24 protein-coding genes and 1 tRNA gene are annotated in these 22,784 nt (G+C 67.0%); 5 read left to right on the top strand and 20 right to left on the bottom strand.

Annotated elements, in window-relative coordinates; genetic code table 11:
* Positions 1–9 precede the first annotated feature (9 nt).
* The 6 genes from rimO to mazG all read right to left on the bottom strand — a co-directional run bounded on the left by rimO (position 10) and on the right by mazG (position 6,066).
* On the bottom strand, positions 10–1,329 hold the full coding sequence (gene rimO, locus IP69_RS05065) for a 30S ribosomal protein S12 methylthiotransferase RimO (RefSeq protein WP_054141724.1): 1,320 nt from the start codon (positions 1,327–1,329) through the stop codon (positions 10–12).
* Between the two features lie 139 nt (positions 1,330–1,468).
* Positions 1,469–2,185, bottom strand: a complete 717-nt coding sequence (locus IP69_RS05060) for a carbonic anhydrase (protein ID WP_054141723.1) — start codon at positions 2,183–2,185, stop codon at positions 1,469–1,471.
* 112 nt (positions 2,186–2,297) lie between these two features.
* Entirely contained in the window at positions 2,298–3,161 is an 864-nt protein-coding gene (locus IP69_RS05055) for a sulfurtransferase (protein ID WP_054141722.1), read from the bottom strand.
* On the bottom strand, positions 3,158–3,592 hold the full coding sequence (locus IP69_RS05050) for an OsmC family protein (RefSeq protein ID WP_054141721.1): 435 nt from the start codon (positions 3,590–3,592) through the stop codon (positions 3,158–3,160). Before IP69_RS05050 ends, IP69_RS05055 begins: the two co-directional genes overlap by 4 nt.
* An 86-nt stretch (positions 3,593–3,678) precedes the next feature.
* Positions 3,679–5,118 carry a siroheme synthase CysG gene (cysG, locus tag IP69_RS05045; RefSeq protein WP_248306713.1) on the bottom strand — a complete coding sequence of 480 codons (1,440 nt, stop codon included), beginning with the start codon at positions 5,116–5,118 and terminating at the stop codon, positions 3,679–3,681.
* Between the two features lie 111 nt (positions 5,119–5,229).
* Positions 5,230–6,066, bottom strand: a complete 837-nt coding sequence (mazG, locus tag IP69_RS05040) for a nucleoside triphosphate pyrophosphohydrolase (RefSeq protein WP_054141719.1) — start codon at positions 6,064–6,066, stop codon at positions 5,230–5,232.
* Positions 6,067–6,104: 38 nt separating this feature from the next.
* Here mazG and arfB point away from each other — a divergent pair, with 38 nt between their 5' ends.
* Positions 6,105–6,524, top strand: a complete 420-nt coding sequence (gene arfB / locus IP69_RS05035) for an alternative ribosome rescue aminoacyl-tRNA hydrolase ArfB (protein ID WP_054141718.1) — start codon at positions 6,105–6,107, stop codon at positions 6,522–6,524.
* Between the two features lie 104 nt (positions 6,525–6,628).
* Positions 6,629–7,105, top strand: coding sequence for a regulatory protein RecX (locus tag IP69_RS05030; protein ID WP_248306712.1), 477 nt, complete (start codon positions 6,629–6,631; stop codon positions 7,103–7,105).
* Positions 7,106–7,177: 72 nt separating this feature from the next.
* On the opposite strand, the gene IP69_RS05025 is transcribed toward IP69_RS05030, so the two are convergent.
* On the bottom strand, positions 7,178–8,155 hold the full coding sequence (locus IP69_RS05025) for a tripartite tricarboxylate transporter substrate binding protein (RefSeq protein ID WP_054141716.1): 978 nt from the start codon (positions 8,153–8,155) through the stop codon (positions 7,178–7,180).
* Between the two features lie 225 nt (positions 8,156–8,380).
* On the opposite strand from IP69_RS05025, the gene IP69_RS05020 reads away from it, so the two are divergent.
* Complete coding sequence (locus IP69_RS05020) at positions 8,381–8,872, top strand: class I SAM-dependent methyltransferase (RefSeq protein ID WP_054141715.1); 492 nt, start codon at positions 8,381–8,383, stop codon at positions 8,870–8,872.
* 130 nt (positions 8,873–9,002) lie between these two features.
* Here IP69_RS05020 and IP69_RS05015 read toward each other — a convergent pair whose 3' ends face one another.
* The 7 genes from IP69_RS05015 to IP69_RS04985 form a co-directional block, all read right to left on the bottom strand.
* The gene (locus IP69_RS05015) at positions 9,003–9,854 is read right to left on the bottom strand and encodes an MBL fold metallo-hydrolase (RefSeq protein ID WP_054141714.1); all 852 of its coding nucleotides are present in this window, start codon (positions 9,852–9,854) and stop codon (positions 9,003–9,005) included.
* Between the two features lie 9 nt (positions 9,855–9,863).
* Positions 9,864–10,664: a TatD family hydrolase gene (locus IP69_RS05010; RefSeq protein ID WP_054141713.1), complete on the bottom strand. Its 801-nt coding sequence runs from the start codon at positions 10,662–10,664 to the stop codon at positions 9,864–9,866.
* The gene (gene metG / locus IP69_RS05005) at positions 10,664–12,226 is read right to left on the bottom strand and encodes a methionine--tRNA ligase (RefSeq protein WP_054141780.1); all 1,563 of its coding nucleotides are present in this window, start codon (positions 12,224–12,226) and stop codon (positions 10,664–10,666) included. Before metG ends, IP69_RS05010 begins: the two co-directional genes overlap by 1 nt.
* 20 nt (positions 12,227–12,246) lie before the next feature.
* Positions 12,247–13,317, bottom strand: a complete 1,071-nt coding sequence (locus IP69_RS05000) for a DNA polymerase III subunit delta' (protein ID WP_082358976.1) — start codon at positions 13,315–13,317, stop codon at positions 12,247–12,249.
* Positions 13,318–13,398: 81 nt separating this feature from the next.
* Positions 13,399–14,061, bottom strand: coding sequence for a dTMP kinase (gene tmk / locus IP69_RS22285; RefSeq protein ID WP_054141711.1), 663 nt, complete (start codon positions 14,059–14,061; stop codon positions 13,399–13,401).
* Entirely contained in the window at positions 14,058–15,293 is a 1,236-nt protein-coding gene (locus IP69_RS22280) for a D-alanyl-D-alanine carboxypeptidase family protein (RefSeq protein ID WP_054141710.1), read from the bottom strand. The genes tmk and IP69_RS22280 overlap by 4 nt, the downstream gene beginning before the upstream one ends.
* Positions 15,294–15,341: 48 nt before the next feature.
* Positions 15,342–16,466 (bottom strand): septal ring lytic transglycosylase RlpA family protein, encoded by a 1,125-nt coding sequence (locus IP69_RS04985; RefSeq protein WP_054141709.1) that lies wholly within the window; start codon positions 16,464–16,466, stop codon positions 15,342–15,344.
* Positions 16,467–16,958: 492 nt separating this feature from the next.
* Between IP69_RS04985 and IP69_RS04980 the strand changes: the two genes are divergently transcribed.
* Positions 16,959–17,048, top strand: a tRNA-Ser gene (locus IP69_RS04980).
* A 15-nt stretch (positions 17,049–17,063) separates the two neighbouring features.
* On the opposite strand, the gene IP69_RS04975 is transcribed toward IP69_RS04980, so the two are convergent.
* From IP69_RS04975 to IP69_RS21715, 5 genes are read right to left on the bottom strand one after another with little or no spacing between them, the layout of a single operon-like run.
* Positions 17,064–17,654: a disulfide bond formation protein B gene (locus IP69_RS04975; RefSeq protein ID WP_054141708.1), complete on the bottom strand. Its 591-nt coding sequence runs from the start codon at positions 17,652–17,654 to the stop codon at positions 17,064–17,066.
* Positions 17,655–17,664: 10 nt separating this feature from the next.
* On the bottom strand, positions 17,665–17,820 hold the full coding sequence (locus IP69_RS22080) for a DUF5993 family protein (RefSeq protein ID WP_197279681.1): 156 nt from the start codon (positions 17,818–17,820) through the stop codon (positions 17,665–17,667).
* 49 nt (positions 17,821–17,869) lie between these two features.
* Positions 17,870–19,438 carry a glutamine-hydrolyzing GMP synthase gene (guaA, locus tag IP69_RS04970; protein WP_054141707.1) on the bottom strand — a complete coding sequence of 523 codons (1,569 nt, stop codon included), beginning with the start codon at positions 19,436–19,438 and terminating at the stop codon, positions 17,870–17,872.
* A gap of 52 nt (positions 19,439–19,490) precedes the next feature.
* Positions 19,491–20,789 carry an RsmB/NOP family class I SAM-dependent RNA methyltransferase gene (locus tag IP69_RS04965; RefSeq protein WP_054141706.1) on the bottom strand — a complete coding sequence of 433 codons (1,299 nt, stop codon included), beginning with the start codon at positions 20,787–20,789 and terminating at the stop codon, positions 19,491–19,493.
* Positions 20,786–20,989: a hypothetical protein gene (locus IP69_RS21715; RefSeq protein ID WP_156323293.1), complete on the bottom strand. Its 204-nt coding sequence runs from the start codon at positions 20,987–20,989 to the stop codon at positions 20,786–20,788. Before IP69_RS21715 ends, IP69_RS04965 begins: the two co-directional genes overlap by 4 nt.
* 224 nt (positions 20,990–21,213) lie before the next feature.
* On the opposite strand from IP69_RS21715, the gene IP69_RS04960 reads away from it, so the two are divergent.
* Positions 21,214–22,386 (top strand): glycerophosphodiester phosphodiesterase, encoded by a 1,173-nt coding sequence (locus IP69_RS04960; protein WP_054141779.1) that lies wholly within the window; start codon positions 21,214–21,216, stop codon positions 22,384–22,386.
* A gap of 78 nt (positions 22,387–22,464) precedes the next feature.
* On the opposite strand, the gene IP69_RS04955 is transcribed toward IP69_RS04960, so the two are convergent.
* Positions 22,465–22,734: a hypothetical protein gene (locus tag IP69_RS04955; protein WP_156323292.1), complete on the bottom strand. Its 270-nt coding sequence runs from the start codon at positions 22,732–22,734 to the stop codon at positions 22,465–22,467.
* Positions 22,735–22,784 lie beyond the last annotated feature (50 nt).

Genomic DNA, 22,784 nt, shown 5'->3' with positions numbered 1-22,784 from the left:
CGGCGTGGTTCAGACCGCGACGCCGTGCAGATCATAGGCGTCGGCGCGCTCGATCTTCACGCTCACGATGTCACCCGCGCGCAAGGGCCTGCGGCTCGACACATAGACGCTGCCGTCGATCTCGGGCGCGTCCCATTTCGAGCGGCCCTTGGCCACGGTCGGCCCGGCCTCGTCGATAATGACCTGGATGCGCTTGCCGACGCGGTTTTTGACGATGCGCGTCGAGATTTCGGCCTGTGCCTTCATGAAGCGGTGCCAGCGGGACTCCTTCTCCTCCTCGGGGACGAGGGGGAGGCCAAGGTCATTGGCCAGGGCGCCCTTGACCGGCTCGTATTTGAAGGCGCCGACGCGCTCGAGCCTGGCCTCCTTCAGCCAGTCGAGCAGGAACTGGAAGTCTTCTTCCGTCTCGCCGGGAAAGCCGACGATGAAGGTCGAGCGGATCGCGAGATCGGGGCAGATGTCGCGCCATTTGCGCAGGCGGTCGAGCGTGCGATCCTGGTGAGCCGGACGCTTCATCGCCTTGAGAACATTGGGAGACGCGTGCTGGAAGGGGATGTCGAGATAGGGCAGGATCAGCCCCTCCTGCATCAGCGGGATGACCTCGTCGACATGCGGGTAGGGGTAGACATAGTGCATCCGCACCCAGACGCCTATCTGGCCGAGTTCGCGCGAAAGCTCGAAGAAGCGGGTGCGGACCTCGCGATCCTGCCACATCGACGGGGCGTATTTGATGTCGAGCCCATAGGCGCTGGTGTCCTGCGAGATCACCAGCAGTTCCTTGACGCCGGCGCGCACGAGCTTCTCGGCCTCGCGCAGCACCTCGCCGATCGGCCGCGAGACGAGGTCGCCGCGCAGTTTCGGGATGATGCAGAAGCTGCAGCGGTTGTTGCAGCCTTCCGAGATCTTCAGATAGGCGTAATGGCGCGGGGTGAGCTTGATGCCCTGCTCCGGCACCAAATCGATGAAGGGGTCGTGGCGCGGCGGCACGGCCGCATGCACGGCCGAGACAACGCTCTCATAGGCCTGCGGCCCGGTGATCGCGAGCAGGTTGGGAAAGCGGTCGCGGATCTGCTCGGGCTCGGCGCCCATGCAGCCGGTGACGATGACCTTGCCGTTTTCCGCCATGGCGGCGCCGATCGCCTCGAGCGATTCCGCCTTGGCCGAATCGAGAAAGCCGCAGGTGTTGACGATGACGAGGTCGGAGCCCGCATGGGTCTTGGACAGCTCATAGCCCTCCGAGCGCAGCGAGGTGATGATCCGCTCGGAATCGACGAGCGCCTTGGGGCACCCGAGCGAAACGAAAGAAATCTTCGGCGCGACGGCGTTCATCGGCGGGCTGCTCGGCAGTTTTTGAAAGGGGGCGGCGCGGCTATGGCTCGCGCGCGCTTCCTTTGAACCGTTTCAGCCTGTTTGGCAAATTGCGATGTCGGGACCCGTGTTGTGCCGCGCGGCTGTGAAGCGGTTCCGGTCAGGCCAGGTCGAAAAAATCGACATCGCCGTCATCGAGGTCATAGCGCGCGCCGACGACGCGCAACCGGCCCTCCGCGATCGGCTTCTGCAGCAGCGGGCTCGAGGCGGTGCGCAGCCGGGCGACCGTCCGCGAGATATTGGCGCGCACGGCGTTGTCGACGAGATCGCCGTCCCGGCCCTGAACGCTGAGCACGGCGGGCACGATCGGCTCGATCATCTGGCCGATCGAACCCGGATAGGTCGCGTTCTCCTTGACCACCTTGACGGCGGCCTCGACGGCGCCGCAGCGCTCATGCCCCAGCACCATGATCAGCGGGACACCGACGACGGCGACCGCATATTCGATCGATCCCATCGCGGCCGTATCGACTGTGTTGCCGGCATTGCGCACGATGAACAATTCGCCGAGGCCGCGGCCGAACAGCAGTTCAGGCGCGACGCGCGAATCCGAACAGGCCACCAGGACCGCAAAGGGGGTCTGGCCCTGTGAGATCTCGACACGGCGCTGTCGCCCCATCACCGCGTGGAACGGCAGGTCGACCTTGAACTCGTCATTGCCGCGCCGCAGCAGATCCAGCGCCTGGTCGGGCGTCAGCGTGGTCTTGGCCCCCTCGGAAGCGCAGGCGATGCCGATCCCGGTCGAGGCGGCGAGCCCCGCACCGGCGCAGCAGAGACAGCCTGTCAGGAAACGCCGACGTGCGAGAGAGGGGCCCATGATGCCGTTCCTTGTGACGCTTGACGATCGATCGGGCCGCCTGTCGTCAGTGAGCCGTCTCGCGGCAGCGCTCACCGGATGGCGGAACCTCGCCTTCTTACCATCACAGAGGTTAACAAGCGTTCGTCGCGACCGGCCGGTCGGGATCCTGCGTCCAGTCGGTCATCGAGCCATCATAAAGCGCGACCTCGTCACGCCCCAGCACCTCCGACATGACGAACCAGTTCAGCGCCGCGGTGTGGCCGGTGTTGCAATAGGAGATCGCCGGCCCCTTGGGGACGGCGCCAAACAGCTTGGCCAGTTCGTCTCGCGGCTTGAGCCGGCCCGTCGCCGGGTCGAAGGCTTGCGTGTAGTCGTGCGAGACCGCGCCGGGGATATGGCCGGCGCGCGCCGCCTCGGGCGCCTTTTCCTGTCCGTCGAAATAGCTCGCCGAGCGCGCATCGACCAGCGTCGCGAATTTGCTGCGCGAGGCGATCAGCGTCGCATCGGCGGTGCTGCGCAGCCGCTGCTGCATGACGACCGGATAGGGGTCGGCCCCCTTCGGCGCGCTGGTGCCGGTCTCGACGGGGCGCGAGCCCTCCGCCCAGGCTCTGAAGCCGCCGTCCAGGATCGCTTGCTGGCCATGGCCGATCGTTTTCAGAGTCCAGTAGATCCGCGCGGCGGCGGCGAAATCGGTGGCGCTCACGCCGGCGGGGACGATCACCACGTCATCATGCGGCTTGATCCCGAGCCGGCCGACCAGCGCCGAGAGGTGGTCGAGCGGCGGCAGCATGCCCGGTGCGTTGCCGATCGTGGCGCGCCAGCCATCCACGACATAGTCGGTGTGGACGGCGCCAGGAATATGGCCGGCCTCATAGGCCGCTCGCCCGCCGCCATCGATGGCGGAGCGGATGTCGAGGATGACGAGGTTGTCGTCGCCCAGCTGCGCCAGCAGCGCATCGGGCGCAAGCAGTCCGGACACTACGATTTCGCTCATTCGCTAGCCTTCTTCGTCTCATCGACGATGTCGATCGCATAGGTGAACGCGGCGGTGGCGCCGAGCATGATCGAAGCCGAACAGTATTTTTCCTTCGACAATGTGACGGCGCGCTCGACCTTGGCCGGCGACAACCCGGGGCCGCTGACGCGATAGGCCAGGTGGATGGTCGTGAAGACCTTGGGGTCTTCGGTCGCGCGCTGCGCCTCCACCTCGACCTCGCAGCCCGTCACCGGCTCGCGGCCCTTCTTCAGGATCTGCACGACATCGAAGCCGGTGCAGCCGGCAAGCCCGATCAGCAGCATCTCCATCGGCCTGATGCCGAGATTGCGGCCGCCATATTCAGGCGCGCCATCCATGATCACGGCATGGCCGCTCCCGGCCTCGCCCATGAAGGCCATGCCTTCAATCCATTTCGCACGTGCTTTCATGGTGGCATCTCCGCTTTGCGATTCGACCCTTCGCATAATCGCTTGCGCGCAATGAGGCGAGCCCGTGGGACGCGGAGACGGATCTGTCAGGCGCGGAGGCGATCGGCGACCGTGCCTGCGTCGGTCAGCGCGGCGGCGAGCGCGTGGCCGACCATCACCAGAACCGGCCCGCCCCGCGGCAGTTCGCCCAGTCGCTCTGGCAGGGTCGCGATGGTCGCGGTAACCCGCGCCTCGTCGGGCCGCGTCGCCGACTGCATGGCGATCGCCGGCGTATCGGGGTCGAGTCCTGCCGCGATGGCGCGGTCGCGGAAGCCGGCGAGCGTCGCCCGGGCCATATAGATCACCGTCGTGGCGTGCGGGTCGGCCATGGCCCGCCAGTCGAGATCCTCGGGCAGATCGCCGCTGCGGGCGTGGCCGGTGACGAATTGCAGCCGGCGGGCATGGTCGCGATGGGTGAGCGACAGCCCCAGCGACGCCGCCGCTCCCTGCGCCGCCGAAATCCCCGGCACGATCGTCACCGGAAGCCCCGCTGCCCGGCAGGCCTCGATCTCCTCGCCGGCGCGGCCGAAGATGCCGGGGTCGCCGCCCTTCAGACGCACCACATGCTTGCCCTGGCTGGCGAGCGAGACGATCAGCGCGTTGATGTCCGCCTGCTTGACCGAAGGCCCATAGCCGGTCTTGCCGACCATCATGCGCTTGGCCTCGCGCCGCGCCAGTTCAAGCACGCCGGGCGAGACGAGATCATCATAGAGGATGATGTCGGCGCTCTGCAGCACACGGATCGCCTTCAGGGTCAACAGGTCCGGGTCGCCGGGGCCCGCCCCGACGAGGCTGACCCGGCCCTGGCCGTCCTGATGGCCCTCGATCCGGTCGAGCGCCGCAAACAGCACGGCCCTGTCGTCCCCACCCGGAGTTCGCTCCGGTTCGCTCATCGCCTTGGCGGTGAACAGCTCCCAGAAGGCGCGGCGCAGTGCGAAGGGCAGGGCGCGTGCCTGAACGGCGGGCCGCCAGTCCTTCGCCGCCTGAGCCCAGGCCTTCAGCCCAGCGGGCAGCAATGTCTCGATCCGCGCGCGAATCGCCTGTCCGAAGACCGGCGCGGCACCATCCGTGGAGATCGCCACGATCAGCGGCGAGCGGTTGACCAGCGTCCCGAAGGAGAAATCGCAGAAGTCGGGCTTGTCGACGACATTCACCGGCACGCCCGCTTGCCGCGCCGCAGCCACGAAGGCGGCGATCTCATCTGCGTCCTCGATATCGCCGATCGCCAGCGCTGCATCCTGCAGATCGGCCGGCTGCCAGCGCCGGGGATGGATGTGGAGCGGCGCAACCGGCGGTGCGGCAGCCAGCGCGTCGAATCGCAAGGCCTCATGAGCGGCAAAGACATGCAGATCAGCGCCGGTCGCGGCCAGAAGCTCGGCCTTCCAGAGCGCACCCTCGCTATCGCCGACGAGCACGACCTTGCGTCCCGTCAGCTTGTGGAACAGCGGCAGGGTCGCGAGTGGCTCGATACGGCGGCCGCTGCTCATCTGGGGGCGTCTGGGCGTCATCACATCCGTATCTGCCGCATCATCGCCGCGCTGTCACGCCCAGCCGGGCTGTCACACCCAAGCAAGGTTTGAACCACCGCAACCCCAGGCTCAGGAGCCGGCCTTCTCGGCGCGCTTGACCGCCTGCCAGAGCGCTTCCATTTCTTCGAGTGTCGCCTCAGTGGCGGTCCTGCCCTGGGCTTCCAAAGCCTGCTCGATGCTCTTGAATCGGCGCTCGAACTTCGCATTCGCCGCCTGCAGGCAGCCTTCCGGGTCGGCATCGACATGGCGGGCGAGATTGGCGACGACGAAGAGCAGGTCGCCGATCTCCTCCGCAATCGCGGCCTTGTCGCCCGACGCCAGCGCCTCGTCGATCTCGGCGGTCTCCTCGCGGATCTTGTCGAGAACCAGACGCGCATCGTTCCAGTCGAAGCCGACGGTCGAGGCGCGCGCCTGAAGCTTCCAGGCCCGGGTGAGGGCGGGCAGAGCTTGCGTGACGCCGGCCAGCACGCCCTTGTCCTCGGGCCGGTGGGGCAGGCCGGCCGCCAGCCGGGCGATGGCCTTGTCGGCCTTTTCCTGCGCCTTGATCTGTTGCCAGAGCAGCTTGACCTGTGCCGGCGAGAGATCGCGGGCCTCGCCGAAGACATGCGGGTGGCGCCGGATCAGCTTGGCGGTGATCGCCTCGACCACGTCGGGGAAGGCAAAAGCGCCTTCCTCCTGCGCCATGCGGGCATGGAACACGACCTGCAGCAGCAGATCGCCGAGTTCGTCCTTGAGGTCGAGCATGTCGCCGCGCGCAATGGCGTCGGCGACCTCATAGGCCTCCTCGATCGTGTAGGGCGCGATCGAGGCGAAATCCTGCTCCAGATCCCAGGGGCAACCGCTGCCCGGCGTCCGAAGCGCAGCCATGATCTCGATCAGACGGGCGATGTCGCGCGAAGGCTGCAAAGCTGAAAATCTCCGCGAAATGGGCTAGGCTTCCTCCCATGATTCAAGTCACCCCGTCCATCGCCATCGACGAGAGCGAGATCGAGGAAACCTTCGTGCGCGCCTCGGGTCCCGGCGGGCAGAACGTCAACAAGGTCTCGAGCGCGGTGCAGCTGCGTTTCGACGCGCGGCGCTCATCCTCCCTGCCCAACGATGTCGCGATCCGGCTGATGAAGCTCGCCGGCAGCAGGCTGACGCAGGATGGCGTCATCGTCATCGTCGCCCAGGCGCAGCGCAGCCAGAAACGCAACCGCGAGGAGGCGCTGGAGCGTCTGCTGGAGATGATCCGCGAGGCTGCGATCCGCCCGCAGACCCGCCGCCCGACCAAGCCGACCAAGGCCTCGAAGGAACGGCGCCTGGTTTCCAAGGACAAGCGGTCCTCGATCAAGGCCGGTCGTGCCCGGCCGGGCGACGATTGATGGAGGCCGGAGGCGGGGGGCCCGATACCAGCCGGTTCCCGAGAGACAGGCCGGCGCGCCGGGTGCCGCGACGGATTTCGCCTGATTATCTGCAGCGCGCGGCGATGCATTATCTCGAACGCTATGCGGCGCCGGCTGCGCAGCTACGCCGGGTGCTTGGCCGTAAGATCGCTCTGAGCTGCTGGCATCACGGCCAGGAGCCCGCCGCCTTCGCCGCAATGTTGGACGAGATTGTCGCGCGCTGTGTCGCGTCGGGCTTGGTCGACGATCAGCGATTCGCGGAGGCGAGGGCGGCGACCCTCAAGCGCAAGGGGCGATCCTCGCGTGTGGTCGCGGCCAATCTTGCGGGCAAGGGCGTAGCGCGCGATCTCGCGGCGCAAGTCAGCGAATCCAGCGCAGACGAGGAACTGGCGGCGGCGCTGAAAACGGCGCGGCGCAAGCGACTGGGACCGTGGAGCCGCGGCGACCGGGCGGCCTCGCGCCAGAAGGATCTCGCGGCGCTGGCGCGGTCGGGCTTCTCGATGACGATCGCCCGCACCGTGATCGACGGCGCGGGCGATGAGGATCTCACAGGGCTCTGAGGGGCAGGGCGGTTTGAGCCGCTCCGGTCAGTCCGACTTGTCGTGCTCCGGTCTGGCTCCCGCCAGTTCGTCTCACTCCAGTTTGACCTGCGCGTCGGCGACCACCTTGCCCCAGCGCGCCACCTCGGCGGTGACGAACTTGCCGAAATCATCGCCGGCCAGGGTCGGGATCGGCGAACCGTTCTTCTTCCAGGCCTCGGCGATAGCCGGAGCAGCCAGCGCCTTGGCGATCTCGGCGCGCATGCGCGTCACGATCTCGGGGGGGGTGCCCTTGGGAGCCCAGAGCGCATACCAGGTCGCGACCTCGAAACCCTCCAACCCGGCTTCCTTGGCGGTGGGCACGTCGGGAATGGCATCGGACCGCGTCGCGGCAGCGACCGCCAGACCGCGCAGGCGCCCGGACTGGATCTGCGGAGCCGAGGAGCCCAGACCGTCGAACAGGACATCGACCTGGCCCGCGACGATGTCCTGCAGCGCGGGACCTGCGCCGCGATAGGGCACATGGGTCAGATTGACCTTGTTCTGCAGTTTGAACAGTTCGCCGGCGAGGTGATGCGTCGTGCCGTTGCCGGCCGAGGCGTAGTTCAGCTTGTTGGGGTTGGCCTTGGCATAGGCGATCAGCTCGGCGACGGTCTTCGCCTCGACCTTGGGATGGACGACGATGACCTGCGGCGGCTGCGCGATCACCGCGATCGGGATGAAGTCGGTCTGGATGTTGTAGTCGAGCTTCGGATAGAGGGCGGGCGCGATGGCGTGGTGTGCCGCGCCGACAAAGAAGCCGTAGCCATCCGGCGCGAGTTTGGAGGCCGCCGAGGCGCCGACCGTGCCGCCGGCGCCGCCCCGGTTCTCGATGATGATTCGCTGGCCCAACTGCTGGTCGAGCTGCGCGGCGAGCGGACGGGCGAAGGCATCGGTGCCGCCGCCGGCCGGGAAGGGCACGATGAAGGTGATCGGCCGTTGCGGCCAGGTCTGCGCCAGGGCCGCGCCGGCTGCCGTGATGCAAAGCCCGGCCGCGGCCGCGAGCGTGATGAACGAACGTGACGTGATCATCGAAATGACGAACCTCCCTTGGGTTGTTGGAAGCGGCTCTTGGCGGCCGCCATCGATGCGCCCAGCAGATGGACGCTCATCACCGAGGATAAAGGCATTCGCGGAACGTCCTGACAAGCCAGCCGTTTGAAGGGTCTCGATGCAGCGGCCAGCGCCTGCTATCCAGAAGCCGATCCCGGGACCACCGAACAGCCCCGGCCCAGCCCCGCCGCGAGATCAAAGCCCATGAGCCGACTCGACAGTTTCATCCGTCGCCTCGAGGCCCAGCGCCGCGTGCTGGACTGGGCGGCTGCGTCGATCGCGGGCCGCCCGGGGCTCGTACTTGAGCTCGGTCTCGGCAATGGCCGGACCTACGACCATCTGCGAGAAATTCTCCCGGAGCGCGAGATTTACGTCTTCGAGCGCAATGTCAGCCCCAATCCGCGCTCGATGCCGCCGACCGGCAGGCTGGTCGAGGGTGACATGGCGGCAACGCTGCCCGACTTCGCCGCGCGCCATGGCCGCCAGGCCGCGCTGATCCATGTGGACGTCACGACCGGCGTACCGGAGCGCGACCGCACCTTGTTCGCCTGGTTGCCCGATCATGTCGCGGCGTTGGCGGCACCCGAGGCGCTGGTGCTCAGCGGCTGGGCCATCGACCACCCGACGCTCGCCGCGGTCGATCTCCCTGACGGCGTGCCGACCGGGCGCTATTTCGCCTATCGGCGCCAGGGGTGAAGCGGGAGGTCGGTGGTCCGGCCATCGACGCCAAGGCCGATGGCGCGCAGGCCGCGGCCGAGAAGGGCACCTGTTGAACCAACAGGTCCAACCCAACCCGTCGGCTCATCCGCGATTCGCATAAGGTATATTATGGAACCAAAGATACTGCTTCTGTGAGGCCGTGCTCGGTCGCGGCGACCTCGAACGCGATGAGCATGCCGTCGTAGGCGACCTCTATGTCGGCGGGCAGCATCTTGCGAAGACGGTTGTAATCGAGATCGGAATGCAGATCGGTCAGGATCGCGCGTCGTGGTCGCAACGCGGCGATCATCGCCAGCGACTGCTCAAGGTTGAAATGGCTCGGATGCCGCGTCTCGCGCAGGCAATCGAGGATGAGAACATCGAGATCCGACAGCGCGGCCTTGCCGCGTGGCGGAATCAGGCTGACATCGGGGACATAGGCGATGTCGCCGAACCGGAAACCAAGCGCCTCGTAGTTGGGGCCGTGCTCGACGGCGATCGGCAGCGCGGCGATCGTCCCGCCGGCGCCCTGAACGAGCACCGGTGTTCCGGCCACCATCGGTCGGTGCTCAAGGATCGGCGGATAATCGCTGCCCGGCGGCGTCTCGAACAGATAGCCGAAGCGCGCGCGCAACGACCGCACCGTCGTCGCATCGGCATGGACCACCATCCGATGCCGATTATGCAGGACGAGCGCGCGCAGATCGTCGATCCCATGCGTGTGATCGGCATGGTCATGGCTGAACAGAACCGCATCGAGATCGGGAACCTCGGCGTCCAGAAGCTGCTCGCGCAGGTCCGGCGTGGTATCGACGATCAATCGCGTCGTGCCCGAGAGCCCGGTCCGCTCGACGAGGACAGAGCAGCGGCGCCGCCGGTTCTTCGGTTCCGACGGATCGCAGTCGCCCCAGCCCGAGCCGGGTCTGGGGACGCCACCGGACGAACCGCAGCCAAGGATCGTCAGCCTGTGGGACATGATCGCCGCGCCTCAAGCCACGCACATGACGGGCGCGACATGGTCCATCTTCCAGTAGCAGCGCCGGGCATTGGCTGTGGTGAGGGCCGCGATCTCGTCGAAGGACAAGCCGATCGCACCGCCCAGAACCTTCGCTGTCTCAACGACATAGGCAGGCTCGTTACGCTTGCCCCTGAACGGAACCGGCGCGAGATAGGGCGCGTCGGTTTCGACCAGAAGCCGGTCTGGCGGCACCATGCGGGCGATCCGGCGCAGCTCTTCCGAGGTCTTGAAGGTCAGGATGCCGGAAAACGAAACGTAGAGGCCGAGTTCAACACCCGCCATGGCGAGCGCTTCGCCGGCCGTGAAGCAATGCAGGATGGCGGGGAAGGTGCCCTTCCCCATCTCCTCGCGCAGGATCGCGATCATGTCGTCATCGGCCTGGCGGGCATGGATCACCAGCGGCAGCTGGGTGATGCGGGCAGCGGCGATGTGCACGCGCAAGCCCTGCGCCTGCGCCTCGCGCGGGCTCTTGTCGTAATGATAGTCGAGCCCGGCTTCGCCGATGGCGACGCAGCGCGGATGGGCTGACAGCGCCACGAGCTGCTCGGCTGTCACGTCCAATTCCTCATGTGCGCCATGGGGATGCGTGCCGACGCTGCACCAGACCGACGGGAAGCGCTCGGCGATGGCCGCATAGGCAGGGAACCGCGCGACCCGCGTCGAGATTGTCACCATGCGGCCGACTCCGGCGGCTTCGGCGCGGGCGACGTAGGCCGGCAGTTCGTCCGCGAAATCCGGGAAGTCGAGATGGCAATGCGTGTCGATCAGCATCAGGCGGCCTCGCCGCCTTCGGGCTCGACATAGCGCGGGAAGATGCCGCTCGGCGCCGGCAGAACCGTGCCCGAAACCAGCCGGCCGTTCTCGCCCAACGCGGCGAAACTGCGCGCATCGACCGCGACGCCGAGCAGATCGAGCAGCTTGCCCATGGCGTCGGGCATGACTGGCTGCACCAGGATCGCGACCTGCCTGATCACCTCCGCGGTGACGTAGAGCACCGTGTCGCGTCGCGCCGGGTCGCTTTTAGACAGGCGCCAGGGCTCGTTCGCTGCGAAATAGCGGTTCGCCTCCGCCACGACAGCCCAGATCTCGGCAAGCCAGATATGAAGCGCGAAATCCGCCATGGCCGAGCGCGCCGTCGCCAGCGCGCCATCGGCGAGCGCCAGCATCGCCTGGTCAGCTTCCGACAATGCACCACAGGCAGGCACCCTGCCCTCGCAATTCTTGGCGATCATCGACAGCGAGCGCTGCGCCAGATTGCCGAGATCGTTGGCGAGGTCGGCGTTGATGCGCCCGATGATCGCCTCGTGGCTGTAATTGCCATCCTGGCCGAAGGAGACCTCGCGCAGGAAGAAATAGCGCAACTGATCGACGCCGTAAGTGTCGGCAAGTTCGAAGGGATCGACGACATTGCCGAGCGACTTCGACATCTTCTCGCCGCCCTTGGCCAGCAAAAATCCATGGCCGAAGACGCGCTTGGGCAAGGGCAGCCCGGCCGACATCAGGAAGGCGGGCCAGTAGACCGTGTGGAAGCGGACGATGTCCTTGCCGATGATGTGGACATCGGCCGGCCAGTAATGCGCGCGCGGATTGTCCGGGTCGGGAAAGCCCGTCCCGGTCAGGTAGTTGTTAAGCGCATCGACCCAGACATACATCACATGCTTGGGGTCGCCGGGCACCGGCAGGCCCCAGTCGAAAGTGGTGCGGCTGATCGAAAGATCCTCGAGCCCGCTCTTCACGAAAGAGACGATCTCGTTGCGCCGCGTCGGCGGCGAGACGAAATCGGGGACGTCCTCGTAGAGCTTCAGGAGACGCTCCTGATAGGCCTTCAGGCGGAAGAAGTAGCTTTCCTCCTCGACCCATTCGACCGGCGTGCCCTGCCCGCCCAGCCGCGTGCCGTCGGGCAAGAGCGTCGTCTCCTCCTCGCCATAGAAGGCCTCGTCGCGGATCGAGTACCAGCCGGCATATTTCGAGAGGTAGATGTCGCCATTGGCCTGCATCCGCCGCCACAACTCCTGCGTCGAGGGCAAATGGTCGGCGTCGGTGGTGCGGATGAAGCGGTCGAAGGAACAGCCCAGACGCTCTTCCATTTGCTGAAAGCGACCGGCGATGCCGTCGACGAAATCCTTCGGCGACTGGTCGTTCTGCGCTGCGGTGCGCTGCACCTTCTGGCCGTGCTCGTCGGTGCCGGTCATGGCGAAGACGTCGTAGCCATCGAGCCGCTTGAAGCGCGCGATCGCGTCGGACGCCACCATCTCATAGGCGTGGCCGATATGCGGCGGCCCGTTGGTGTAGTGGATCGCGGTCGTCAGATAGAATTTCGGGGCCGTGGCCATGGTCGATCCGGTCGTTCGCTTCACGCTGCGCGCGAGCGGGCAACCGCATCCGACAGATCATGAAACAGGGTCATCACCAGCGGGCGGCGGTCGAGATTATAGGTCTCGACGTCGCGGGCGGCACGCCCCAGCTTGTCCCATACCTCCGCCAGCGGTGCAAGACGCGCCGGTTGCGCTGCAGCATGCGCATGGAGATGGTCGGAAAGCCAGCTCTGCACGGTCTCGATCATCACGGCGAAATCGCTCTCGCCGGCCTTGCCCGCGACGTCCTCGGCCAGCGCCATCAGCGCGGTCAGGTCGATGCCGGGCAGCGCATCGAGCCGCGCCCGCACCGCCTCCACCAGCGCAAGCGTTTCAGGATCGACATAGGTCAGCGCCCGGCGCACCGAGCCGTCGGCGAGCCGCGCGGCGCGGATCAGCGCGGACGCGTCGAACGGCCCGCCCATCCGCTCCAGTGCGATCTGGCCGGCCTCCGCGACCTGCGCCTCATCGAGCGCGCCGAAGGTCATCAGCCGGCAGCGCGAGCGGATCGTCGGCAGCATGCGGCCCGGCGCATGTGCGACGATCAGGAACAGCGCGCGCGGCGGCGGTTCCTCCAGCAGCTTGAGCAGCGCATTGCCGGCCGAACGGTCCATGTCTTCGGCCGAATCGACGATGCAGACGCGCCAGCCGCCTTCGGCCGCGCTCGACCCGAAGCGGTCGAGCACGCGCCTCACCGCATCGACGGGAATGTTGCTGGTATAGCCCTTACCGTCCGGCTTCTGGATCCGGCGGAGCATGTGCAGATCGGGATGCGACTGCGCCATCACCCGCCGCGTCGCCGGATCGGTCTCAGGAATCGCCAGCGAGGTTACGCCGGCCGCCCGAACGGTGGGATCGCCCGCGGCCAGCACGAATCGAGCGGCGCGATAGGCAAAGCTCGCCTTGCCGATGCCCTCCGGCCCTCCCAGCAGCCAGCCATGATGCATCCGGCCCGAAGCCAGCGCGGCAAGGAAAGCCTGCTCCTGCGCGTCATGCCCGATCAGCGCCAGCGTCTCGCGCGGATGCGGCGCGTTCGGCAGGCGGTCGGGCTCATCGCTGGTCTGGAGCATGGCAGGTCTTTCATCGCGGGCCCGTCGTGTTTGATCCGCCATGCCCGCGAGAGCAAGTCCGCTCAAGCCAGTCCTGCAGCGTCAGGCGACCTGCGGCGCCGGCAGCCGCTCGCGGATCACGCTCCAGGCGGCTTGCGCCAGAACGGCCGGCGGTTGCGCCGCATCCAGCACAGCGCAGCGCGACGGCTCGGCCTGCGCGATGGCGAGATAGGCCTGGCGCAGCGTGCTGTGGAACGCCAGCGCCTCGCCTTCAAAACGATCGGTTTCCTCGCCGGGCGCGCGGCGGCGCGCGGCGCGTGCCAGGCCGATCGTCGGGTCGAGATCGAGCATCAGCGTTAGATCCGGCATCAGCCCGTCAATGGTGACGGCCTCCAACTCGGCCAGGAGGTCCTCGTCGATTCGCCCGAGCGCGCCCTGATAGGCGCGCGTCGAATCGATGAAGCGGTCGCAGATCACCCAATCGCCGCGCTCCAGCGCCGGCCGGATCAGGCGGTCGATATGGTCGATGCGGGCGGCCGAGAACATCAGCGCCTCGACGAAGGGCCCGTGCGGCTTGACCTGACCGGACAGGATCATCGTGCGGATCGCTTCGGCCTTGGGCGAGCCGCCGGGTTCGCGCGTCAGCGTCACGCGCAGGCCGAGTGCCTCGATGCGGTCCTTGAGATGCCCCGCCAGCGTCGATTTGCCCGCCCCCTCCCCGCCCTCGAGCGTGATGAAGCGTCCGGGAGCGGGCCCCTGCGTCAACTGCGGCTCAGGGCCTTGCGGACCCAGCCCGTCGCGGCTTCCATCAGCGCGTCGAGCGCCCGGCTCTGCAAGGTGCCGGCCTGCACCGTCTCGGCGGCATAAAGCGGGATGTCGAGCGTCTTGACCTCGCCGCGGGTGACCAGGAGCCGCGCGACCTCCGCTCCCTCCTGAACCGGCACCGTCAATGGGCCGCGATAGACGATTCGCGCGCTGAGGCGCTCGCTGCTGCCGCGCGGCAGGAGCAGGCTGACCGGGCCCTTGGCCTTGAGCCCGACGCGGCCCTTCTCGCCGCCGAAGACGCTGGCCTCGCCAACGATGTCGCCGGCCTCGAAGATCCTGCGCGGCTCGAACGCGCGAAAGCCCCATTCGAGCAGCTTGCGCGATTCGTTGGCGCGGTCGCGCGCGGTCTTGAGCCCGTTGACGACGACGACCAGCCGCTGCCCGTTCTGCACCGCCGAACCGACCAGGCCATAGCCGGATTCATCGATATTGCCGGTCTTGAGCCCGTCCGCGCCGATTTCCATTGCCAGCAACGGGTTGCGGTTCTGCTGCTTGATCTTGTTCCAGGTGAATTCACGCTGGCCGAATATTTTGTAATGCTCGGGATAGGTCTTGATGATGTGGTCGGACAGCAACGCCATTTCGCGCGCCGTGACCTTTTGCAGCGGATCGCCCATGCCGGTGGCATTGCGGAAGACCGACTTCGGCAGGCCGAGCGCCCGGACCCGCTCCGTCATCAGGCGGGCAAAGGTCGGCTCGTCGCCTGCAACCGCCTCGGCCAGCGCGATCGAGGCATCGTTGCCGGATTGGACAATGATGCCCTGCAGGATGTCGGAGAGCTTCACCCGGCTGTTGAGCTGGGCGAACATGGTCGAGCCGCCGGAGACGCCGCCACCCTTGCGCCAGGCGTTCTCGGAGATCGAGATCTCGCTGTCGAGGGTCAGGCGGCCCTGCGCGATCTCCTCGAAGGCGACCAGAGCGGTGGCGATCTTGGCGATGCTGGCCGGCGCCATCAGTTCGTCGGCGGCTTTCTCGTAAAGCACCGTGCCGCTGGCGGAATCGAGCAGGACCGCGAACGGGGCCGGCGACTGGAAGCTCTGCGCCCGCGCCGCGGGGCCCGACAGCACCGTGAGCAGCAGCGCGCCGAGAAGACGCAGAATCGCTGCGCCTGACCGGCTAGGCCGTACGGCCTGCCGCGCAACGCTGTCACAATAGAGGCTGGACGTGCTCATCCTCGATCTGAACCAGAGCCCGGCGTGGCGGGTCAAGCCGCCAACGGATCAATTCCGTGCCAGCGGCTGCAGGGCCTGCGGCGCAAGCGAACGGTTTAGCGGATGCGACGCTGCAAAGCGCTGCGTCGGCGCCCGCTCCGGTGCCGCAAACAGGCTCGCGACAGACCCGCGAGCCGGCGGCAATGTCGAGCGCATGACGGCGGGTACGACCACCGGCCTGCCGGCATTGGCGATCGTGTCGAGATCGAAGGGGCGGCTCGGCGGCAGACGCACGCCAGCAACGGGTACGCCGGCGGAAGTCGAGACCATCGATGCTACTACCGGAGCGGTCGGTGCCACTGTCCGTGGGGTCTCGACCGAAGCGGTCGAATAACCCAATGGGGCATAGGCTTGCGCCGTTGCGGGAACGGATGCGGGCGAGGCTGTGGCGTAGCTCTGGGAGACCGGCCGCGGGGCAACCGGCTCGGCAGCCGCTTCCGTCTGTTCTTCGTCGAGATCGGCGCTTTGCGAACGCCCTGCGCCGACGGGCGATGCGCTGGCGACCATGGTTCGGGCGCTGCTGCCGGGAACCGCAGCCGGCTGGCCGTCGGTGCGCAGCGTCGCGAGGAGAAGCTTATCGTCCGAGCCGCCCAGCGAGGCCTGGCCGAGATATTCGAGCTTGATACGCGCCGTGCCGAGATGGCGGAAGGCCAGCGCATCGGCGGTCTTCTGCGAGACGTCCATGACGCGCCCGCCATGATAGGGGCCGCGATCGTTGACGCGCACGATGATCGAGCGGTTGTTGAGCATGTTGGTGACGCGGGCATAGGCCGGCAGCGGCATCGTCGGATGCGCGGCGCTGATGCCATGGCGGTCATAGACCTCACCATTGGCGGTCTTGCGGCCATGGAACGCCTCGCCATACCAGGAGGCGGTGCCCACCGCGGTGTAGCCGACCGGCTTGTCGTAGGGCGTGTAGCGCTTGCCGGCGACGGAATAGGTCTTGCCGATGAGTTGACGTCCGCCGCCCTTGGGCACGTCCTGTCCCTCCGCCACGACGCGCGGGCTGGCGGGGCCGTATTTCGCCTGCGGGAAGGCGCCGATTTCCTTCGACTTGCCGCCGCGACGCGCGACCTGATCATTGGCGCAATTGGCGAGGAAGAGGCCGGAGAGCACGACACAACCCAAGCGCATGGCGCGGGTGGCGAAACGGCTCCTGGAAGCGAGATTTCTGGGGGGCGAAGCGGGGCCCGGTTCGGTCGCGGCGGAAGATGTGTCCGGTGCCGAAGGGCGAGCGCTTCGCATCATGCCGTCAATCCGCTTTCTGCGCCGAAAACCAAAGGCTGACTCTGCCGCGACAGCGGCGAAGCCACAGTTTTCAGTCAATCCTGTTAAGGGAACGTTAGCGCGAGGCGACGAGACGCACCAGCGTTAACGAGGTTCCCTTCCCCTGCCCTTGAGCGGGCACAAAGGTGTCAGAAATGGGGCAACTGTCAACCCGGCAACCATAGCAGCTCTCTTTCGGAGGGGCCGTGACATCGTCGCCACGCCCCATGCAAGGCCTGCGCGGGACGGCGGAGGCAGGAAGGGACCTTGCCCAGCACCCGGCAGACAGGAGCCCGCTCGAAGCGTTCCACGCCGACAGCGCTTGCCAAAACGCCCCACGCCCGGCAATGAGGGCAACACGGAAGGGTGGCCGAGTGGTTTAAGGCAGCGGTCTTGAAAACCGCCGTGGGTGCAAGCCCACCGTGGGTTCGAATCCCACCCCTTCCGCCAATCTCTCCACTGCGCTCAAGGCTTCGGCTTGCTGATCCCCGGCAGCAACTCATAGACCACCGGGTTGTCAGGGCACAGCCCGCCGCCGCATTCGAGCACCGTCGAGACGCCGTTGGCGAGCGCCAGGAAAGCGGCCAGCGCCAGCATGGCGAGGCCGAAGGTCGCCGCTCGCGGGCGCGCCGACGCTGTCATTGCGCCCTGTCCTGCCTGCGCACCCTCGAACTGGCGGTCGAGCAGCAGCATGAGTGCGCAGCCGAGCACGATCGCGGCGAAGACGATGAGCGCCCAGGTGTAGTAATGCAGGCCCAGCACGGCGCTGCCATAGGTCCCGGTGCCCGGCACGATATGCCCGAGGATCTGCCTGGCGGAGACTGCGCCGCCGAAGCAGGCCGAGAGGATCGTTACCGCGTAATGGCTCGGGCGCGGGCCGAATTTGACGTTGAGCGCCAGCCCGAAGGCGCATCCAACGAAACCGACGCGCTGGAGCAGGCAGAGCGGGCATGGCAACTCGCCAAGCAGCAGCTGGTCGGCGAAAGCCGCGATCAGGACGAGGCTGAGGGCGAGCAGGCCTAAGCCGTTGAGCGTGCGGGACAGCGAGGCGGTCATGGACGGGCCCTCACAGCACGATCGTCAGCGCGTCGGTGGCGTGCAGCCTGAACAGCACCAGGAGCGCGAGCATCGAGAGCGCCCAGAAGGCCAGCGCGGCGCGGCGACGGCCAGCGAAGACGCAGCCGAAGGCGGCCAGCAGGCCGAAGAATGGAAGGCTCATCATTTCGCATGTCCCCAGCGTACGCCTGGCTCGGCGCCGGCAATGCGTGCCGTCATTCCCACTCGATCGTGCCCGGCGGCTTGCTGGTGATGTCGTAGACGACGCGGTTGATGCCCTTGACCTCGTTGATGATTCGGGTCGCGGTGCGGCCGAGGAAGGCCATGTCGTAGGGGTAGAAATCCGCCGTCATGCCGTCGACCGAGGTCACGGCGCGCAGCGCGCAGACATGGTCATAGGTGCGGTGGTCGCCCATCACGCCCACGGTGCGCACCGGCAGCAGCACGGCAAAGGCCTGCCAGATCACATCGTAGAGCCCGGCCTTTCGGATCTCGTCGAGATAGATCGCATCCGCCTTGCGCAGGATGTCGAGCTTCTCCCTTGTGATCTCGCCGGGGCAGCGGATGGCCAGCCCCGGTCCCGGGAAGGGGTGGCGGCCGACAAAGGCCTCGGGCAGGCCGAGTTCGCGGCCGAGAACGCGAACCTCGTCCTTGAAGAGTTCGCGCAGCGGTTCGACGAGCTGCATCTTCATGCGCTCGGGCAGGCCGCCGACATTGTGGTGGCTCTTGATCGTCACCGACGGCCCGCCGCTGAACGAAACGCTCTCGATCACGTCGGGATAGAGCGTGCCTTGCGCCAGGAAATCCGCGCCGCCGATCTTGTGCGCCTCGGTGTCGAAGACATCGATGAAGAGCCGGCCGATGGTCTTGCGCTTGGCTTCCGGATCGGAGCCGCATTTGGCGAGCTCCGACAGGAAAAGCTCTTCCGCCTCCACATGCACGAGCGGGATGTTGTAGTGGTCGCGGAACAGGCGCACGACCTCCTCCGCCTCGTTTTGCCGCAGCAGGCCGTGATCGACGAAGACGCAAGTGAGCTGATCGCCGATCGCCTCATGGATCAGCACGGCGGCGACGGCGGAATCGACGCCGCCCGACAGGCCGCAGATCACGCGGCCCGCGCCGACCTGGTCGCGGATCTTCTTCTGCATCTCGGCGCGATAGGCCGACATGCTCCAGTCGGGCACGCAGCCGCAGATGGTGACGATGAAGTTGCGCAGGAGCTTGCCGCCATCGGGCGTGTGCACCACCTCGGGGTGGAACATCGTCGAATAGAAGCGCCTGGTCTCGTCGCTCGCCACCGCATAGGGCGCGTTCTCCGAAGTGGCCTTGACGGTGAAGCCCGCCGGCAGCTGCGTGACGCGGTCGCCATGGCTCATCCAGACGGGGTAGCGACCGCCCTCCTCCCAGATGCCCTCAAACAGGGCAGATGGCGTGACGATCTCGACATCGGCGCGACCGAATTCGGCGGCATGCCCGCTCTCGACCGTGCCGCCGAGTTGCTGCGCCATCGTCTGCTGGCCATAGCAGATGCCCAGCACCGGCAGGCCGGACGAGAACACGGCCTCAGGGGCACGTGGGGAGCCTTCATCGGGGACCGAAGCCGGCCCGCCCGAGAAGATCACGCCCTTGGGCGACAGGCGCTGGAAGGCTTCGGATGCCGACTGAAACGGGGCGATCTCGCAATAGACGCCGATCTCGCGGATGCGCCGCGCGATCAGCTGCGTCACCTGGCTGCCGAAATCGATGATCAGGATGGAGTCGTGATGGGGCTGAGCGCTCGTCATCGCGTCCGGTTAAGCCATCGCGCGATTGGGTGCAACGGCCTGTTTGGGCAAGTCAGTTCAGGCGCTGCACGCAAGCCAAATAGAAACCGTCGGTGCCCGTTCGGCGTGGCGAGAACTGGACGCCATGCGTGGTGGCAAAGCGGACCAGCGGACCGAAATCGCCCTGCTGCGACGCCAGCACCTCTGGCACCGGTATCGCCGCAAAACCGCTATTCCGAGTCAGGAAAGCGGTGATGGCCGCATCGTTTTCGTCCGCCAGCACCGAGCAGGTGATGTAGGCGATACGTCCGTCGGGTTTCACCAGCCGCGCCGCCCGGGCCAGAACCTGCGCCTGGTCCTTGACGCGCTCGGCGAGAGCGCCCGGGCGCACCCGCCATTTCGCATCCGGGTTGCGCCGCCAGGTGCCCGAACCCGTGCAGGGCGCATCGACCAGGACGAGGTCGGCCTGGCCCTCGATATCGGCCAGTGGTTCGTGCCCGCGCGAGCGCGGAATGCGGATCTCGACGATCGAGGCCCCCGAGCGGGCCAGACGCTCATGCAGGGGCGCGAGCCGGCGGGCGTCGAGGTCCGTGGCGAAGAGCCGCCCTTGGTTCTCCATCAGAGCCGCCAGCGCCAGCGTCTTGCCGCCGGCCCCGGCGCAAAGGTCGATCACGGTCTGCCCCGGAGCGGCGCCTGCGAGCAGGGTCACGAGCTGCGAGCCTTCATCCTGGATCTCGAAGCCGCCGCCAAAGAAGGCAGCCTCCGATTGCAGCGACGGGCCGCGCCCATCGGGACCCGGATGGAAGCGCAGCGCATCCGGCGACCAGGGCCCTGGCTCGGGCGCGGCATGGGCCAGTTCGATCGACAGCGCCTCGCGCGTCGTCTTCAGCCGGTTGGTGCGGATGTCGATCGGCGCGCGACCGGCAAGGGCCTCGCCCTCGGCAACCGCATCGGTGCCGAAGCCCGCGGCGAAGGCCGGCCAAAGCCATTCGGGAACATCGGCGCGCGCCCAGTCCGGCGCACCGGCGAGCGAGAGCGAAACGAGGCTGTCCACCTCCTCGCTCTCCAGCGGCTCTGGCGCGTGGTTCTCGCCCGAAAACAGGGCTGCGATGTCCTCCAATGTCATGCCCCGCACCCGCGCCAGCATGCCCAGCACCAGAGCGCGCGGCGTCTCCGCCCCCATGACGAAGGTGCTCGAGGCCTTGCGCCGCAGCGCGTCATAGACCAGCGAGGCGATCGCCGCGCGATCCTTCGACCCAGCGAAGCGCCGCGACAGGCCCCAATCCTTGAGTGCGTCGGAGGCCGGGCGCCTGCGCTCGATGAGATCGGCCAGCACCTCGATGGCAGCGCTGATGCGGGCGGCAGGAGTCATGGCTGCAAAAATCCGGGATCGGCGAAGATCAAAAGCTTGTGTGCCGTCGCCGCCAGTTCCAGGATCGGGCGGCGCGGCCGACGACGCACCGGCATGGCGCGCCTGATGACATACTCTTGACGCGGTCCTTCCACAGGCTGAAACACGAGGCAACCGCCTCCTTCAACAAAAGGTCCCGATCCATGCGGCGCGCCGGTCATTTTGCTTTCGCTTCCCTGCTGGTGCTCGCGCTCGCAGCCTGTGCCACGCAGCCCGCACCCGACCTGACACCGCCGGCGGGCAAACGTCTCGATGCGAAGACGACGCTCGAGAGCGGACGCCGCTGAGAGGCTTGCGCTTCGCCTGCCTGCAGCGCGCCTTCAACGGCGTGTCACATGCCCCGCTCAAGGTCTGCGCTGTAGAGCCGAGACCGAGGGATGCGTTCATGCTGACGAAAACTTTGCCGACCGCCGGCCTGGCCATCGGCCTCCTGGTGGCAGTCGCCGCCCCTCTTCCGGTTTTGGCGCAAACGGCCGTACCGACGGTGGCTCCGCAGAAGCTGCTGATCGTCGGCCATCGCGGCGCCAGCGGCTATCGTCCCGAACACACGCTGGAAGCCTACAAGCTCGCCATTGAGCAAGGCGCCGACTTCATCGAGCCCGATCTTGTCGCGACCAAGGACGGGGTCCTGATCGCGCGGCACGAGCCGATGATGAGCGGTACCACCGATGTCTCCACCCGGCCCGAATTCGCCAGCCGCAAGACCACCCGCAAGGTCGATGGCGTCGACACGAACGACTGGTTTGCTGGCGATTTCACATTGGCCGAAATCAAGACCCTGCGCGCCAAGCAGGCCTTCGCCGACCGCGACCAGTCGCATAACGGCAAGTTCGAGATCCCGACCTTCCAGGATATCATCGACCTGGCGAAATCGGAGAGCGCGCGTCTCGGCCGCTCCATCGGCATCTATCCCGAGACCAAGCATCCGATCTTCCATTCGGCGATCGGCCTGCCGCTCGAGGACCGTCTGCTCGACGCGCTGAAGGCGGCCGGCTGGACCGAGAAGACCTCGCCCGTCATCATCCAGAGCTTCGAGACCGCCAACCTCAAATATCTGCGCGGCAAGACGAATGTGCGCCTGTTCCAACTCGTCGATGCCGACGATGTCGACAAGGATGGCGGCATCGTCCTCGCCGCTCCCTTCGACAAGCCTTATGACTTCGTCGTCACCGGCGACAAGCGGACCTTCAAGGATCTGGTGACGGCCGAGGGTCTCAAGGAGATCGCGACCTATGCCGACGGTGTGGCGCCATGGAAGCCCTATCTTCTGGCCGGCAAGCAGATGATCGGCGCCGATGGCAAGCCGCAGGACCTCAACAAGGACGGCGCCATCGACGAGCGCGACCGGGTGCTGCTGCCCCCGACCGATGTCATCAAGAACGCCCGCGCCGCCGGGCTGCAGATCCACACATGGACCTTCCGCAGCGAGCCCAAGCGCCTGGCCTCCGATTTCAAGGACGATCCGGTGGCCGAATACCGGGCCTTCCTGGCGTTGGGCATCGACGGGTTGTTCAGCGACTTCCCCGATATCGCCGTCAAGGCGCGCGACGGGAAGTAATCTCTGGCGCAAGCGCTTCTCATGAAAAAACCCGCCGCGCAGATCGCGCGGCGGGTTTTTGTTATGGAGCCAAAACGATCAATCGCAGATGCGCCTCGTCTCCCGGACTTCGCCGCGGCGCGTCTCGCGCACCGTCGTCACGGTCCGGCAATCGCCACGGCCGCGGACGCGCTGGTCGCGGTAACGCTCGCGGGCCCGATCCTCGCGCCGGATGTCGCGCTCGATGGCGCGGTCACGCGGCGAGCGCGGGTCGATCTGGATGCCGCCAGGACCGATGCCAATCGACTGGGCGTAGGCGCCGCTGGTGGCCATCATTGCGGTCAACAGGGCGGGAATAAAGAGCTTCATGGTCATCCTCCGGTTTGGCAGGAGAACCTTTGGTCACTTCAATTGTTCCC

It is taken from the genome of Allobosea sp. AAP35, assembly GCF_001295925.1.
Taxonomy (GTDB): Bacteria; Pseudomonadota; Alphaproteobacteria; order Rhizobiales; family Beijerinckiaceae; genus Allobosea.
The sequence above is the reverse complement of the archived record's forward strand: the minus strand, read 5'-3'. Positions and strand labels throughout refer to the sequence as shown.

Excerpts from the sequence above, each read along its gene's own strand:
- rimO (WP_054141724.1), bottom strand. The coding sequence starts at position 1,329 with ATGAACGCCGTCGCGCCGAAGATTTCTTTCGTTTCGCTCGGGTGCCCC.
- IP69_RS05060 (WP_054141723.1), bottom strand. The coding sequence starts at position 2,185 with ATGGGCCCCTCTCTCGCACGTCGGCGTTTCCTGACAGGCTGTCTCTGC.
- IP69_RS05055 (WP_054141722.1), bottom strand. The coding sequence starts at position 3,161 with ATGAGCGAAATCGTAGTGTCCGGACTGCTTGCGCCCGATGCGCTGCTG.
- IP69_RS05050 (WP_054141721.1), bottom strand. The coding sequence starts at position 3,592 with ATGAAAGCACGTGCGAAATGGATTGAAGGCATGGCCTTCATGGGCGAG.
- cysG (WP_248306713.1), bottom strand. The coding sequence starts at position 5,118 with ATGAGCAGCGGCCGCCGTATCGAGCCACTCGCGACCCTGCCGCTGTTC.
- arfB (WP_054141718.1), top strand. The coding sequence starts at position 6,105 with ATGATTCAAGTCACCCCGTCCATCGCCATCGACGAGAGCGAGATCGAG.
- IP69_RS05030 (WP_248306712.1), top strand. The coding sequence starts at position 6,629 with ATGCATTATCTCGAACGCTATGCGGCGCCGGCTGCGCAGCTACGCCGG.
- IP69_RS05025 (WP_054141716.1), bottom strand. The coding sequence starts at position 8,155 with ATGATCACGTCACGTTCGTTCATCACGCTCGCGGCCGCGGCCGGGCTT.
- IP69_RS05020 (WP_054141715.1), top strand. The coding sequence starts at position 8,381 with ATGAGCCGACTCGACAGTTTCATCCGTCGCCTCGAGGCCCAGCGCCGC.
- IP69_RS05010 (WP_054141713.1), bottom strand. The coding sequence starts at position 10,664 with ATGCTGATCGACACGCATTGCCATCTCGACTTCCCGGATTTCGCGGAC.
- metG (WP_054141780.1), bottom strand. The coding sequence starts at position 12,226 with ATGGCCACGGCCCCGAAATTCTATCTGACGACCGCGATCCACTACACC.
- IP69_RS05000 (WP_082358976.1), bottom strand. The coding sequence starts at position 13,317 with ATGCTCCAGACCAGCGATGAGCCCGACCGCCTGCCGAACGCGCCGCAT.
- IP69_RS22280 (WP_054141710.1), bottom strand. The coding sequence starts at position 15,293 with ATGAGCACGTCCAGCCTCTATTGTGACAGCGTTGCGCGGCAGGCCGTA.
- IP69_RS04985 (WP_054141709.1), bottom strand. The coding sequence starts at position 16,466 with ATGCGCTTGGGTTGTGTCGTGCTCTCCGGCCTCTTCCTCGCCAATTGC.
- IP69_RS04975 (WP_054141708.1), bottom strand. The coding sequence starts at position 17,654 with ATGACCGCCTCGCTGTCCCGCACGCTCAACGGCTTAGGCCTGCTCGCC.
- IP69_RS22080 (WP_197279681.1), bottom strand. The coding sequence starts at position 17,820 with ATGATGAGCCTTCCATTCTTCGGCCTGCTGGCCGCCTTCGGCTGCGTC.
- guaA (WP_054141707.1), bottom strand. The coding sequence starts at position 19,438 with ATGACGAGCGCTCAGCCCCATCACGACTCCATCCTGATCATCGATTTC.
- IP69_RS04965 (WP_054141706.1), bottom strand. The coding sequence starts at position 20,789 with ATGACTCCTGCCGCCCGCATCAGCGCTGCCATCGAGGTGCTGGCCGAT.
- IP69_RS21715 (WP_156323293.1), bottom strand. The coding sequence starts at position 20,989 with ATGACCGGCGCGCCGCATGGATCGGGACCTTTTGTTGAAGGAGGCGGT.
- IP69_RS04960 (WP_054141779.1), top strand. The coding sequence starts at position 21,214 with ATGCTGACGAAAACTTTGCCGACCGCCGGCCTGGCCATCGGCCTCCTG.
- IP69_RS04955 (WP_156323292.1), bottom strand. The coding sequence starts at position 22,734 with ATGAAGCTCTTTATTCCCGCCCTGTTGACCGCAATGATGGCCACCAGC.